Origin of the sequence: Nostoc sp. (assembly GCF_036918245.1) — a bacterium.
Classification (GTDB): Bacteria; Cyanobacteriota; Cyanobacteriia; order Cyanobacteriales; family Nostocaceae; genus Nostoc.
The window spans coordinates 179,047-193,397 of the sequence record NZ_JBALEF010000080.1; the positions used below are offsets into that span (position 1 = coordinate 179,047).

A 14,351-nucleotide genomic window follows, 5' to 3' on the forward strand; every position below is an offset into this window, starting at 1 on the left:
AATTGGAGATATAAATGGAATACAACATGGGGCAGGTAGTAGATGCCGTAGCACATATTTATTGTCTTAGACAATGGTTAGGTGGAGGAAGTGATATAGTCAGATGGTGGAAAATGCCAACAGGTAAATGTTACTTCCTTCAGAGCATTACAGGTGAAACGATAGAGAAAACTGCAATCCCAAAAATTATTACATATAGAGAAATTAACCCGAAGGATTTTGATATAATGCTTCAAAATTTAATTTCACTAAATATCATGGAGTTTAAAATGGATGCAGAACATGGAATCATGACTAACTATAATGATTTTTATTATGTAGCTCTAGAAAATGGTTCTTCTCATTCTTTTACTTTATTGTCTGGTTATCACCGCGCTCCTAAATTTAAACAGATAATTGATATTCTTCAAAAAAATATGTGAAATAATTTTATTAAACTAAAAAAATTATAAATATAGTATTTCAACAAACGATAATGATAAGGTCAAGTCAGCCTTGGATAGAGCTAATAGTGTTATACGAGAGTTGAAACATTATGATAAAACGGCAAAAAAATATGCTGTTGAACAATTGCTAAAGCTTAAGAATGAGACATGGCTTGATGAAGGTGAGACATTAACATCTGAGGAGTTCAAAAACCGAATGACGCTTGAAGGATTGGTCTTTTTTCCAGATGGTGAAGCAGAGTTTTACTATAACGATGGAAACCTATTTTTTGGACACTGTATCCTTATTAAAATGGATAAACATAATTGCTTTGTAGATGCTAGTATCCGTGGTTAATTGAAGAGGCAAGTTTTTATTAACTAACACTTTTAGATTTTACGCCATAAAAAACCCCACTAACTTATAGAAAGTGGAGTAATTAAAGTTACAAATTTAGGAGTCAATCATCAATAAAATCGCTATTTTGCACTAGACAAGCGAAATTATTCTAAAGCTTTCTTGAGTTCGTCTTTAATATTTTCTACGGTGTGATCAACTTGGGCTTCAGCTTGCTTTGCTTGTCCTTCAGTTTTATCTTGTGGATTACCTGTGACTTCACCCACAATCTCTTGAATTTTTCCTTCAATATTTTTTGCAGTCGCTTCTATTCTCTTTTCGGCACTCATGGTTTTTATCTCCAGCTTGTAGTTGATTCAGGGAACTCCAAAAATAAGTTACTACTACTTGCAAAGTGGGTCGAAAAGCCCGCTTATTTCACAGGACGGGTAAGACGCTCATCCTAGAAGTAATAAAATATTTGAGTTATTTTATTACTTGGAAATCCCTAAGCTATTAAATAATTTAACAGTTGTGTATTGTTTTTTACTTCCATCAACCGAGAGAAGATTTTGGTGAATTATATTAACTTAAGATAGATGCCGATCTAAATTGTAACATATAATGCAAAATATGACAATTTGATAAATAAAATTTATATATATTAAAAAAATAACTTTTTCCCCAATAAATGAACTATAAGTTAAAGCAAAATTTAAATCAAAGGAAAATAAAGGAGTGTCAACAAAAAGTCAAAAAAATGTCTGGAAGAATGAGATTAATGACATCATTCGAGGTGCTTGTGGAGGTTTTTTGTTTGGCATACCCTTGCTGTACACAATGGAGGTTTGGTGGATTGGATCGCTGGCAAAACCACAACTAATCATGATGGCGATCGCATTAATGTTTATTGTGGTTTACTTACTCAATCAGATAGAAGGCTTTCGTAAACGCAGATATAGCTGGCTAGCTGCTCAAACCGCAATGGATACGGTAGAAGCGATCGCGATCGGACTAGCTTGTTCTACCTTTGTGCTGTTACTATTGCGAGAATTGACACCAGAAACCTCCTTAAGGGAGTCTTTAGGTAAAATCATCTTTGAAAGTGTGCCCTTCGCTCTCGGTGTTGCATTAGCCAACCAGTTTTTGGGAGATAGTGAAAACAGTAATGGAAAAGGACAAGAGAGCGATCCAGAAAATAGCACAACCAAGAACAAAGGGGATTTACACGCCACCTTTACTGATGTGGGTGGAACCCTGATTGGTGCAACCATAATTGCATTTAACATCGCTCCCACTGATGAAATTCCCATGCTAGCAGCCGCAACCTCTCCACCTTGGGAGTTGGCAATGATCGCCGCATCTTTGCTGATTTCTTATGGCATTGTATTTCAGGCAGGTTTTTCTAACCAGCAAAAACGTAAAGACCAAAAGGGAATTTTTCAACGGCCATCGAGCGAAACCATTATGTCCTACCTAGTATCATTGCTAGCAGGCGCTTTTCTGCTCTGGTTCTTTCAAAAATTAACTTTTAGCGACCCCTGGACAATGTGGTTAGATCACACATTGATACTGGGTTTACCTGCAACTATTGGTGGTGCAGCCGGAAGGTTAGCAATATGACTAAAACAGAACAACCAAAGCGCTCAATAGCTGAGTGGATAACATTCAGCATCGCCTCATTCATCCTAGCAATCATTGTGAGTCTAGTAGGCTACACTTGGCTGAACGAAAAAAATCAACCTCCGATCCTTTCTGTCACTAAAAAACAAACAATTCGAGAAATTAATGGCCAGTTTTATGTTCCTTTTGAAGTTGTCAATAGTGGAGGAGATACAGCTGAGTCAGTTCAGATTATGGCTGAGTTACTGATTAACGGCATTACAGAAACAGGAGAGCAACAGATCGACTTTTTATCTAGTAGGGAAAGCGAAGAAGGTGCATTTATATTCAGCCATAACCCGCGCCAAGGTCAGTTAACTCTGCGTATTGGTAGCTATAAATTGCCGTAGGGGACTGACAAATAAAAAAAATACCCCACAATATTGCATAATCTATTTGTTAGAAGTATACCCAAACTCAACCCTCACCCCACTTGCTTTCATAGTGGGAACGCTAAGAGCGAACAAGTCGGGGCCTGCCTAATACAGTGCGCTAAGAGTTGAGTTCGGGTGCGTGCGATCGCGCGGGTGGGGTATTTCTATACCTGACGTTGACGTAGCCTCTGTCTTTGACACGCTGTTCACGTTCGTAGAGAAGTTGAAATCTGCTCTATCAGTCCTATATTTTATTGCTTCCCCATATTTCCAACACAATAGCGATCGCCTTTTTGAAAGCCTTGAAGAAATTAAATAATTTTAGTAAATAAATTGTTGTGTTTTTCTCTCGCCAGAGATATAAAATAGGATTAACTGTTTTGAGGCAGATTTCATCAGAAATTTATAATTTTGATATTTGTAATATGCAAGTATTACAAATATCAAAATTATTTGATATACAAAACTATCAAGGAATATTTTAAATCTATTATCATTAGCATTTTTAATGATGATTTATTAGTGTGTACTAGTCATGAATATTGGATTTTGGCTTATGAAGGCAATAACAATATCTCCGCTAATCTGGAAATAACCTAATTGATAGTGGAGAAGATAATAACAAAGACAATAACAAGTTGGCTGGTAATGGTGGTAACGACACATTTAAAGTCAGTCGGCGTGATGACAGCAGTTGCTTTAACCCTCTTGATCAGAGCAATGCATTGCCTCATCCTGAGTATTTAATTGTTACATTTTGATGAGATTAGTTTAAAAAAATAAGGAGTAAACATTGTGGAAGTTACGAGCAATCAATTGTTTAAGTTATCTGTAAAATATTTTTCAGCAATCACAGCCATAATAACGGTTCTCCCATTACCAGTTAAAGCAGCTACATTTTTAGTAACTGAGCGCGCAGCTTTAGGAGGCAACGATGAAGTTAATTGGGATACTTTAGGTAAAGTATTTAATCCCTCAGATCCTGCCTTCTCTACTTTTTTACCTAACTCTTTTCTAGCAACATCGCAACGTGGTTTAGGGTTAGATATAAATATAACTCCAACTAAGAATCCTCAAATTACTCCACCATTTGTCTTTCAAACTTTACCCTCACCTGGCATTCAGAGTAACTTCGGTCTAGGTGATTTTATTCTCTTTGGAGGTATAGACCCGACAGGTTTTATCCCTCTTCCTCCTGGTACTCCCGATCCTGGAACTCAGGGGAACGGCGGACCTTTTACGATTAGTTTTGCCCAGCCAGTTTTTGGCGCTGGAACTCAGATAGCTGTAGACACTAATAAATTAAAAATTGAAAATTCAATCGCCGCTTTTGATAACACCAATAACCTATTGGGTACTTTCTCAGTTCCAAATATTTCGTCCTTAGCATTAGATAATTCGGCAGTATTCTTGGGGATTCGTAGTGACACTCCAAACATTTCACGACTTGTTTTTAGCAGTTCTGCTCCACAATACGGCTTGGCTATTAATCAGGTAAGCATTCTTGCTGTTCCCGAATCAACTTATACCTTAGCGATATTAGCTTTTGGTGTTTCAGGTGCTGTTTTGAAACGACGCCAATACACTTGACATTCCCACAGGGTCGAAATAGCTTTCATTTAATAAGTTAGAGATTTCGGACATACTCAAACTTATGTAAGCACGTAACGTAAGTTCCAGATAATTCTTGTCTTTAACCAAACAAATTCAACTCAATGTTATACAAACAATTAGAAAACATCATCGACGCTAAGATACAAAAAGCCATACGCAAGCACGAAATTATAGTTGCTTTCATTAGTAGTATTATTGGCTTGATTTTTATCATAGGTTTGTTCCATGCTATTTTGCTCAACCACACTGAAATTCAAAGACTTTGCTTGTACTGATTACTGGTTGCATTCAATTTCTCTTCACGATCGAGCGTTCCCTGATTGTCCATAAAACTAATCTAAGTTACACATCTTTTTTATAAAATGGAATTGCACAGATGGAGAGTAAAAATAATAGCAGGGCTATATTCGTCTTATTTTTGACTGTATTTATAGACTTGCTCGGCTTTGGAATTATTCTGCCGATACTGCCTTTGTATGCTGAACAATTTGGTGCAAAACCTAATGAAGCGACTCTACTTGTAGCTATTTATTCTTTAATGCAGTTCTTATTTGCACCATTATGGGGCAGATTTAGCGATCGCTACGGTCGCCGTCCGATTTTATTACTGACTTTATTCGGTTCGGTAATTGCATACGCAGGCTTAGGTTTTGCCAACTCCTTATGGATTTTGTTTATTGCTCGTAGTCTTGCCGGGATTATGTCAGGGAATATTGCCACTGCTCAGGCGTACATAGCAGATATTACCACACCAGCTAATCGAGCTCGTGGCATGGGTGTAATCGGGGCAGCTTTTGGTCTTGGGTTTATTCTCGGTCCAGCGATTGGAGGTCTTCTAATCGGGTCATATCCGAACAACGCTAACTTTCATCTACCGTCGTTGTTTGCAGCCGGATTATCTTTATTAGCATTTCTTTGTGCTTTGATATTACTTCCAGAATCTCTAAATTCTGAGACTAAAGCCAAAATTCAAGTTCATCGCCACCGTCAGCGTTGGCGCAGCCCGCTGCAGGCATCGCTAAACTTGCTACATCTGTCACAGCGTTCACAGTTTTGTCTAATTGTTGGCATCTACTTTTTAGTCACCTTTGCTGTTGCAGCTATGGACTCGACATTGGCTTTATGGTCTAAGCAGCAATTAAATTGGGGACCTCAACAAGCTAGTTATCTTTTTGCTTTTATGGGGATTGTCAGCACAATCATTCAAGGAGGACTAATCGGATTCCTCAAGAAACAATTGGGTGAAATCAAGTTACTTATCTTGGGAATATTAGGATTAGGCTTAGGATTACTGTTAATTGGATTCTCACAGAGCTTAATTTTATTATTAGTCGCCACCACACTTGTGGCATGGGGAATTAGTGTCAGCCAACCAATATTGAATAGCTTGATTTCCCAGATGAGAGCCCCAGAAGAACAAGGACAAATATTAGGAATCGCCAGTTCTTGCTCTGCATTGGCACGCATCGCTGGGCCAACGTGGGCAGGAGTTAGTTTTATAAAATTTGGGAGTTCTGCTCCTTTTTTGAGTGGAACTTTGGTAATGATAGTAGCTTTGACTCTTAGTTTGCGAGTAACGAAAAGTGCATCTGAATCAAACACAGAACGTGTCGTTTGAAAATCTAGGTCTGAATTAAGAATTACGAATTAATATGACAGGTCGCCGAGTATTATTTTTAGGCATCTTTGTAAGCATCCTCCTCACCTACGCAATTTGGATTGGTGGGAGCATTCCTGCAAGCATCATCAAACTTCCTGACCAAGGATTAAACTGGTACTATTGGAAGCTTCCCCAACCAACCTTTTGGAGTCGAGCGACGGCTTGGGGTATGTACCTTGGGCATCAGTTTAGCATCTGGGCGTGTATCTTGTGGGCGCAGCGATCGCAGTTGAAATACAAATCAGCGTTGCACCCGATAAATTACCTCATGCTTGCCATTAATGGTGCATTCATTGCTTTACACTTTCTCCAGACATATATTTGGTATGATGCTCTAGCTCAAGATACTTCAATTTGGGCTTCTCAAGGTGCGGTTGTATTCCTGCTAGTCTTCGTACTGATTTTAGAAACACCTCGACGCGGTTTGTTTTTTGGCAATTCTGTTCCATTCCATCAACAGTTCTTGCAAATTATCAAGCTGTACCACGGCTATTTTTTCTCCTTCGCGGCTATCTACACCTTTTGGTATCACCCAATGGAAGCGACTTTGGGGCACTTAATTGGTTTTCTTTATATGTTCTTGCTGCTGCTGCAATCATCGTTGATATTTAACCGCACTCATGTAAACCGTTGGTGGACATTTACTTTAGAAATTACGGTGCTTTTACATAGTGTCGTTGTGTCGTTGATGCTAGGACAAAGCAAGTGGCCCACATTTCTCTTTGGTTTTCTTGGTATTTTTGTGCTTACTCAACTTCACGGTTTACCTGTGGGTATCTTGACTAAACGTACTATCTACGCAGCCTTTTTAGTGAGTGTACTGGCTGTTTATGCACTGACTGAACGCGGCTTGGGCAGAATTTACGAAGTAACTTATATCCCTTTAATTGAGTTTGGGCTAGTTGGCGCAATTTACTTAATCTTCCTATTCATCTTATGGACAATTTCTCGTTTAGCTGTGAAGACGTAAGTAATATGATTAGACCATTTCTTTTTGAGGCTGCGCCAAACCCTTTTAACTTCTTTCTTTGTGACGGCAGTTGCTTCTCCTGTCGGAGACGCTACGCGAACAAGTAGGGGAACCCGCTGTTAGCACCTGCCTCACCGCACTGCCTCTCCTTTGTGGTTCATTTATTTAATCTCTTGGGTAAGTTACAATCCCGTATTTCAATAAACTTGCAGATTTGGGATGCTCCCGCTTTACTCAGGCGATCGCTATGGACTTGTGTTCTGAACCAACGAACCTAGTTTTGGTCAGCAGCATGAAGTTAGACAACTGCTAAATTATTCAAGCTGCCTTTGTAGCCACTAATCTCAATCACAGCATCCGTGAGGGCAGAGAATCCATTAGTGTTATCGTTAAGTGCCAGAAAAGTCTGCCCCTTATTGCCTGTACCAAGGGTAAAAGTTGCCGCACCTTTAGCTACAAAAGCAGTTGCAGTCAATATCTGTTGTACATCGAAAAGATTTAGACTCGCAACAGTGCCAAGTTGAACTAAATTATCAGCGCTAACTGCATATAGCCCATCAATTTTATCTTGAGAAATGTTCAAGTCAGTTATTTTATCAAAGCTAGACAGCAGCGAATCACTCAGACTATTGAACACAAATTTATCAGCGCTACAACCGCCTGTGAGGGTATCACGCCCAGCGCCACCATTGAGGATGTCATTACCATTACCACCAAATAGTTTGTCATTTCCGGCTAATCCAAAGAGTTGATCGTTGCCGTTTTTGCCAGAAATTTGATTGTTACCAGCCCCACCACTGAGTTGATCTGCACCGTTACCACCGTTTAAAGTAATCTTTGGCACATTTCCGTCTGTGGTGGTTTTGCTAATTAATTGACCATTGGTATCATACAGATAAGTGGCAACTGCATCAGTAATGCCATCACTGTTGTTGTCAATATCTGCGGAAATTAGTTTGCCATTGCGATCGTAGTTGAAAGTGGTAATCTCATCAGGGATGCCATCATTATTTTTGTCAACTACCTGTGCAGAAAGTTTGCCGTTAGCGTCGTAACTATAAGCGGTGACTTCATCAAAGATGCCATCATTATTATTGTCAATTTTTTGTGATTTCAGGTTGCTGTTAAAATCGTAGCTGTAGATGCCAACTGCATCAATTACACCATCATTGTTGAAGTCATAGCTAGCGGATGCGCGTCCATAATCACGCAAGGTTTGGAAATAATCAACTTTGCCGTCGCCGTTGTTGTCAACGCTGATGGATATCTCGTTGCCCTTGGCATCATAAGTAGAGGTTACGACAAAATCAACTTTGCCGTCGCCGTTGTTGTCACGGCTGGTGGATGTCAACTTGCCCTTGGCATCATAAGTATAGGTTTCGACTCTATCAACTTTGCCGTCGCCGTTGTTGTCATTGCTAAGGGATGTCCGGTTGCCCTTGGCATCATAAGTAGAGGTTACGACAACATCAACTTTGCCGTCGCCGTTGTCGTCACGGCTGGTGGATGTCAACTTGCCCTTGGCATCATAAGTAGAGGTTTCGACAGAATCAACTTTGCCGTCGCCGTTGTTGTCAGTGCTAAGGGATGTCCGGTTGCCCTTGGCATCATAAGTAAAGGTTTGGACATAATCAACTTTGCCGTCGCCGTTGTTGTCAGTGCTAAAGGATGTCAACTTGCCCTTAGCATCATAAGTAGAGGTTTGGACATCATCAACTTTGCCGTCGCCGTTGTTGTCAGTGCTAAAGGATGTCTGGTTGCCCTTGGCATCATAAGTAAAGGTTTGGACATCATCAACTTTGCCGTCGCCGTTGTTGTCTTCGCTAAGGGATGTCAACTTGCCCTTGGCATCATAAGTAGAGGTTCGGACAAAATCAACTTTTCTGTCGCCGTTGATATCAGCGCGAAAGGATGTCTCCTTGCCGTTGGCATCATAAGTAAAGGTTTCGACATAATCAACTTTGCCGTCGCCGTCGTTGTCTTCGCTAGAGGATGTCCGGTTGCCGTTGGCATCATAAGTAGAGGTTCGGACAAAATCAACTTTGCCGTCGCCGTCGTTGTCAGCGCTAAAGGATGTCTGGTTGCCGTTGGCATCATAAGTATAGGTTTCGACAAAATCAACTTTGCCGTCGCCGTTGTCGTCACGGCTGGTGGATGTCCGGTTGCCCTTAGCATCATAAGTAGAGGTTTGGACAGAATCAACTTTGCCGTCGCCGTTGTCGTCAAAGCTAAGGGATGTCAGGTTATAGCGGTAGGTAATAACTGAGTCTATTATCCCATCACTGTTGTTGTCTGTCCTCTCAGATATCACTTTGCCATCGGCATCGTAAGTGTAAGTTGTGGTTGAGGTCATAAATTGGTGTTCCTTATCTGTTTGATTCCAGTTGTTTTACTACCACATTTATTATCTTATTTGTCAATGCGTAAGAGAGATAACATTAAAAAATTCACAATTTTACTCACCACCACTAATATTTTTTTGCTGTTGATAACGCTGTTTAAACTGTTGTTGCTGTATTTTATGATCCACAATTTGGTCAGGATAGCCAACAGCATGACGTTCTAAAGATGGAATTTTACCAGTAACTAAATATTCTGTATCTACAGACTGCAATTCTGATACCCATTGCCGAATATATTCACCCTCTGGATCGAATTTTTGTGTTTGGCTGGCTGGGTTGAAAATCCGCACAGGTTTGGGGTCCATGCCACTAGAAGCACTCCATTGCCAACCGCCATTATTAGCAGATAAATCACCATCAATCAGGTGCTGCATAAAATATTTTTCTCCCAATTGGGGATTAATTAGCAAATCTTTAGTGAGGAAACTAGCGACAATCATTCGACAACGGTTATGCATCCAGCCGCTTTCGTTTAACTGACGCATTGCTGCATCCACAATGGGATAGCCAGTTCTCCCCTCACACCAAGCTTGGAAGTGTTCTTCGTTTGTTTGCCAAGGAAAATTCTTAAAGGCTTCGCGGAAAGCACCATCAGCTAATTCCGGGAAGTTGTACATTGCGTGTTGATAAAACTCCCGCCAAGCTAATTCCTGTTGCCATGTGCGGATATTAACTGCTGTTTCGTCACTGCGGCTGTTTTCTAGTGCTTCTATCGTGGCTTGCCAAACGGTGCGAATGCCAATTACGCCAAATTTTAAAGCTGCACTCAGTTGTGATGTTCCGTCAACTGCCGGAAAATTGCGCTGTTCTTGATATTCAGTAATGGCTTTATTAATAAATTCTTCTAATCGTTCTTGTGCCGCCGCCTCTCCCGGTGAAATAATTAATTCTCCATCCCAAATAAATCCTAAATCTTTCGCTGAAGGTAATGCGATCGCTCCTGCAACTTTGGCAATTTCCTGTTCAGCTTCTGTTAATCCCTCAACATTTTGCAATGTTTCTACTGGTTGACTCTTTGGTTTGGTAATCCAATTTTTCCAGAAGGGGGTGTAAACCGTGTAAGGATTGTTACTACCCGTGCGTAACTCATCTGGGGAGTTGAGGATTTGATCCCAGTTTTGGTTAAGAAACTCAATACCTTTTTCTTTGAGGGCATTTATAATGGTGCGATCGCGTTTTTGTGAATAAGGCTCTACATCCCAATTCCAAAAAACAGCTTTGGTATTTATTGCTTCGGCTAAAGCTGGTATTGCTTGTACAGGATCAGCGTGGAGGATTAACAACTGGCTACCAACTTGAGCATATCGCTCTTGGAGTTTCTGCAAACAGCCAATCATATAAGTTACTCTCACAGGAGCAACATCATCCCGTTCTAGAATATGCGGATCGAGGCAAAACACGCCCACTACCTTCGGACTCTGCCGTTTTGCAGCAGCCAGTCCCGTATTGTCAGAAATGCGTAAATCGCGCCGATGCCAAAACAGAATTAAGTCAGACATTCCATGCTGGATATAGTTCACCCGTACTAGCTTAGATGCTAGTGGTACCAATAAGCATCATTCTGGCGATCAATTTATTCTTTTAATGGGTATTGGGCACTTGTACTGAGCGAAGCCGAAGTATTGGGCATTGGGCATTGGGAAAAGACAAGGAAGGAACTTGTTCAATAATTCTCGCCATGCCCTATTCCCCGGTTTGTCAATCGGGAATGGTGGTTTTTTAGATCAAAATTGAGTATACTCTTCTTAACAGTTAATTAGTCTTTTTGTCATGGCTAACCTACTACTTGACGACGGTACGATTGAGAGCGATTTAGGCGAAATAGCTCGTGAACTTGAGCCTCTTGGCATTCAACTCAAACACTACGACCCAGGAACATCGCTACTCTTCCCTAATCTGCTAGGCCAGGACGTTTTAACTGAGGCTGAGAAACGTTATTGCGTAGAACTCCATAACAGCGTCTTTGAATTTCTTCAGCAAGAAAATGGCGCTCTCTGGTGTGACTTACTAAATGTGCATCCAGGTTCGTTCAATCTTCACCACCTGATCGCAACCTACGGTCGTTACCATACTCATCCTGCGGCTGAACCCCTCTATGTGTTGTCAGGAGAAATGATTTATGGCTTCGTGCGACTTGATGGCAGTCAGGTACAGCTTTTAGTTCAGGCACAAGACTATCTCTACATCCCTGCTGGCGTTGAGCATTGGTGCAGCCCAACTGCATCGTTGAATTTCAAAGGAGTACGCTATTTTGCGATGCCTGCGGCGGGTTGCGCCAATGCCGAAGGTTGGGTTCCCAATTATACAGGGACTCAAGTGAGTGATTCGATCTGAAAGCTGCGTTAAAGCTCATTTATGCACGTCCTTTGGGCGACCTCACGAAATCGCGTTGCTCCCCCCTAATCCTTGTGAAATGCGCTGTCTTTGAGTATATCCTGTAGTCTTTAAAGCAACAGTCTCAATTCGACTGTAAAGGAACTGGGGCAAAAGCCGAAGGAAATAGGCAGCTCCCAGGGTCAAAAGTGTACGGCGTGGTTCTTTAGAGAGAATATGCCAGTTGGTTGCTAATGCTCGATTCACCAACTTCACAGCCATTGCACCATCTTGCAGGCTGACTGCTCTACGGGCTAAGTACCGCAACTGGTAAGCTCTAGCCAGTGTTTCCCATTGATTAACTATTTCTGGGGCGTATAAACGTGCCCTAGAGATTGCCAATTCCCAAGAATCTAACTGCTTGAGCAAGTTTGCTGATAGTCCCCCTGAATTTACCCTATATAAGGTCAAAGCTTCAGGAATACCCTCTATTTGTAGATCGCTCTTAACAGACATCCGAAACCAACATTCAACATCTGTTGAGTCACCATTAGTATGACGCGATCGCTCATCGAAATAAAAATTTTCAACTGTACCGTAAAGATTGTCTTGGAATTCAATAGCTTCAAAAACTTCTCTTTTAATTACTGCTACCGAACCATTGCTAACTGGATTGCGGCAAAGGATAATCGCTGGCGTTATTCCCTGCATCTGAGGCATTTGATAAATACCTAAAGGGTTCCCATTATCATCAATAAAAGCAGAGCGGCTAAAGCTTACCCCGACATTAGGCGAATTATCTAAATGCTTAACATGTTTTTCTAATTTTTCTGGCAACCATAAGTCATCAGCATCTAAAAGAGTTAAATATTCTCCCTGTGCATGGCGAATACCAGTGTTTCTTGCCCCAGGTAGACCCCGATTCTTTTGACGAATAATTTTAATTCTAGAGTCTGTAAATTGCTGACAAATTTCTATACTCCTATCAGGAGTACCATCATCAATAATTAAAATCTCGAAGTTTTTGTAAGTTTGTTCAAGAGCCGATTGCAGTGTAGCAGCTATATATTTTTCTGCTTTGTAAACCGGAATAATGATAGTAACTTTCTTCATTTTTGACTATTCCTCTTGATTTTATTTAATAGTTAATATTTAATTAAATTTACTATGCACTATGCAAGAAATCTAATTATGCTTTAGGCATAGAAAGTTTTTAATTATTTATAAAAAAGTTCTTAATTATTTCTAGATATATTCTTGAAGAATACGACGTTTTTGGTTAGCCCCTACTATATTATTTGAAACTAGAGCTTCAAATTTATTGTAAACATTTTGAGGTAAGAGTAAAAGTAAATAGGCTGCTACCAGTGTCAAAAGTGTACTTTTTGGATTTTCAAGAAGAATATGCCAGTCAGCTATTAACGCTCGATTAATTAATTTTACAGCCATTGAACCTTCTCGTAGTCGTACGGCATTACGAGCTAAATACTGCAACTGGTAAGCTCTAGCTAGTGTTTCCCCTTGAGTAAATATTTCTGGAGCGTAGGAGCGTGTCTTTTCAATTAGCTTTTCCCAAAAATCTAACTGCTTGAGCATATTTGCTGAAAGCCCTTTTGAATTAACCCGATACAAGGTCAAGGGTTCTGGAATGCCTTCTATTTGCCAATTGCTTTTAATGGAAATACGAATCCAAAATTCGTTATCTTCTGATTGGAGTAAGCGTTCATCAAAATAACAATCTTCATTAGCACCGTAAAGATTATCTTGGAATTTAATCGCTTTAAGAACTTCTCTGCGAATTACCGCAGCCGAGCCATTACCAACCGGATTGCAACTGAGTAAATAAGATGACGTGATTTCTTTAAGCTTGGGCATCTGATACGTACCTAAAGCTTGTCCAGCTTCATCAATAAAAGCAGAACGACTGAAGCTAACACCGACTGCTGGTGAATTTTCTAAGTGAGCAATCTGTTTTTCTAATTTTTCTGGCAACCAAAGGTCATCTCCATCTAAAAAAGCTAAATATTCTCCTTGAGCATGGCGAATACCAGTATTTCTAGCTCCAGATACCCCTCGATTTGCCTGGTGAATAATTTTAATTCTGGGGTCAGTAAATTGCTGACAAATATTTATACTCCTGTCCAAAGAAGCATCATCGATAATTAGAAGCTCGAAATTTGTATAGGTTTGCTCAAGAACGGATTGTACAGTAGCAGCTATATATTTCTCGACTCCATAAACCGGAATAATTACAGAAACTTTTTTCATTTTCCAGACCGACTTTAGTCTCAGTTTTGATATCAGGTTTTACTGATAGTACAGTAATCTTTGATATGGCAATGGAAATACTACCTGATGGCTATGATCGCACCTTCTAGTGATAGCATCTAAAAAAGTGAGATATTTATCCACCTGGCTATCCGTCTAGCCAGAGGACGAACCCCACATCCTAACTTTTCACCGGATAATGTAAAATATTTCCGTCTGGTATTCATTACTTAAAAACTATTGTATTAAAAACTACATTAATTTTTGTGTGTGGATAGTCTGATTAAAATTCTTAGCAACCGATCTATCCACCATTATCCAGAATA

The 14,351-nt window shown here is 40.2% G+C and carries 13 protein-coding genes; 8 read left to right on the forward strand and 5 right to left on the reverse strand.

Going from position 1 to position 14,351, the window contains the following annotated elements:
* Positions 1-14: 14 nt before the first annotated feature.
* Positions 15-422: a hypothetical protein gene (locus V7L12_RS22680; RefSeq protein WP_335087708.1), complete on the forward strand. Its 408-nt coding sequence runs from the start codon at positions 15-17 to the stop codon at positions 420-422.
* Positions 423-459: 37 nt separating this feature from the next.
* The gene (locus V7L12_RS22685) at positions 460-783 is read left to right on the forward strand and encodes a DUF2262 domain-containing protein (RefSeq protein WP_335087867.1); all 324 of its coding nucleotides are present in this window, start codon (positions 460-462) and stop codon (positions 781-783) included.
* Positions 784-929: 146 nt separating this feature from the next.
* On the opposite strand, the gene V7L12_RS22690 is transcribed toward V7L12_RS22685, so the two are convergent.
* Complete coding sequence (locus V7L12_RS22690) at positions 930-1,112, reverse strand: CsbD family protein (protein WP_335087710.1); 183 nt, start codon at positions 1,110-1,112, stop codon at positions 930-932.
* Positions 1,113-1,500: 388 nt separating this feature from the next.
* Here V7L12_RS22690 and V7L12_RS22695 point away from each other — a divergent pair, with 388 nt between their 5' ends.
* The 5 genes from V7L12_RS22695 to V7L12_RS22715 all read left to right on the forward strand — a co-directional run bounded on the left by V7L12_RS22695 (position 1,501) and on the right by V7L12_RS22715 (position 7,042).
* Positions 1,501-2,385: a TIGR02587 family membrane protein gene (locus V7L12_RS22695; protein WP_335087711.1), complete on the forward strand. Its 885-nt coding sequence runs from the start codon at positions 1,501-1,503 to the stop codon at positions 2,383-2,385.
* Positions 2,382-2,774 (forward strand): TIGR02588 family protein, encoded by a 393-nt coding sequence (locus V7L12_RS22700; protein ID WP_335087713.1) that lies wholly within the window; start codon positions 2,382-2,384, stop codon positions 2,772-2,774. Before V7L12_RS22695 ends, V7L12_RS22700 begins: the two co-directional genes overlap by 4 nt.
* A gap of 819 nt (positions 2,775-3,593) precedes the next feature.
* The gene (locus V7L12_RS22705) at positions 3,594-4,388 is read left to right on the forward strand and encodes a hypothetical protein (RefSeq protein ID WP_335087715.1); all 795 of its coding nucleotides are present in this window, start codon (positions 3,594-3,596) and stop codon (positions 4,386-4,388) included.
* Between the two features lie 400 nt (positions 4,389-4,788).
* Positions 4,789-6,030: an MFS transporter gene (locus tag V7L12_RS22710; protein ID WP_335087717.1), complete on the forward strand. Its 1,242-nt coding sequence runs from the start codon at positions 4,789-4,791 to the stop codon at positions 6,028-6,030.
* Between the two features lie 34 nt (positions 6,031-6,064).
* Positions 6,065-7,042, forward strand: a complete 978-nt coding sequence (locus V7L12_RS22715) for a hypothetical protein (RefSeq protein WP_335087719.1) — start codon at positions 6,065-6,067, stop codon at positions 7,040-7,042.
* A gap of 298 nt (positions 7,043-7,340) precedes the next feature.
* Here the strand turns inward: V7L12_RS22715 and V7L12_RS22720 are convergent, their stop codons facing one another.
* Both V7L12_RS22720 and V7L12_RS22725 read right to left on the reverse strand, forming a co-directional pair.
* A complete protein-coding gene (locus V7L12_RS22720; protein ID WP_335087721.1) occupies positions 7,341-9,395 on the reverse strand; it encodes a bluetail domain-containing putative surface protein in 2,055 nt (684 codons plus the stop codon).
* 102 nt (positions 9,396-9,497) lie between these two features.
* A complete protein-coding gene (locus V7L12_RS22725) occupies positions 9,498-10,943 on the reverse strand; it encodes a deoxyribodipyrimidine photo-lyase, 8-HDF type (RefSeq protein WP_335087723.1) in 1,446 nt (481 codons plus the stop codon).
* A gap of 271 nt (positions 10,944-11,214) precedes the next feature.
* On the opposite strand from V7L12_RS22725, the gene V7L12_RS22730 reads away from it, so the two are divergent.
* On the forward strand, positions 11,215-11,778 hold the full coding sequence (locus V7L12_RS22730; protein ID WP_335087725.1) for a cupin domain-containing protein: 564 nt from the start codon (positions 11,215-11,217) through the stop codon (positions 11,776-11,778).
* Positions 11,779-11,820: 42 nt separating this feature from the next.
* Here the strand turns inward: V7L12_RS22730 and V7L12_RS22735 are convergent, their stop codons facing one another.
* Both V7L12_RS22735 and V7L12_RS22740 read right to left on the reverse strand, forming a co-directional pair.
* Positions 11,821-12,870 (reverse strand): glycosyltransferase family 2 protein, encoded by a 1,050-nt coding sequence (locus V7L12_RS22735; protein WP_335087727.1) that lies wholly within the window; start codon positions 12,868-12,870, stop codon positions 11,821-11,823.
* A gap of 132 nt (positions 12,871-13,002) precedes the next feature.
* A complete protein-coding gene (locus V7L12_RS22740; RefSeq protein ID WP_335087729.1) occupies positions 13,003-14,025 on the reverse strand; it encodes a glycosyltransferase family 2 protein in 1,023 nt (340 codons plus the stop codon).
* Positions 14,026-14,351: the final 326 nt, after the last annotated feature.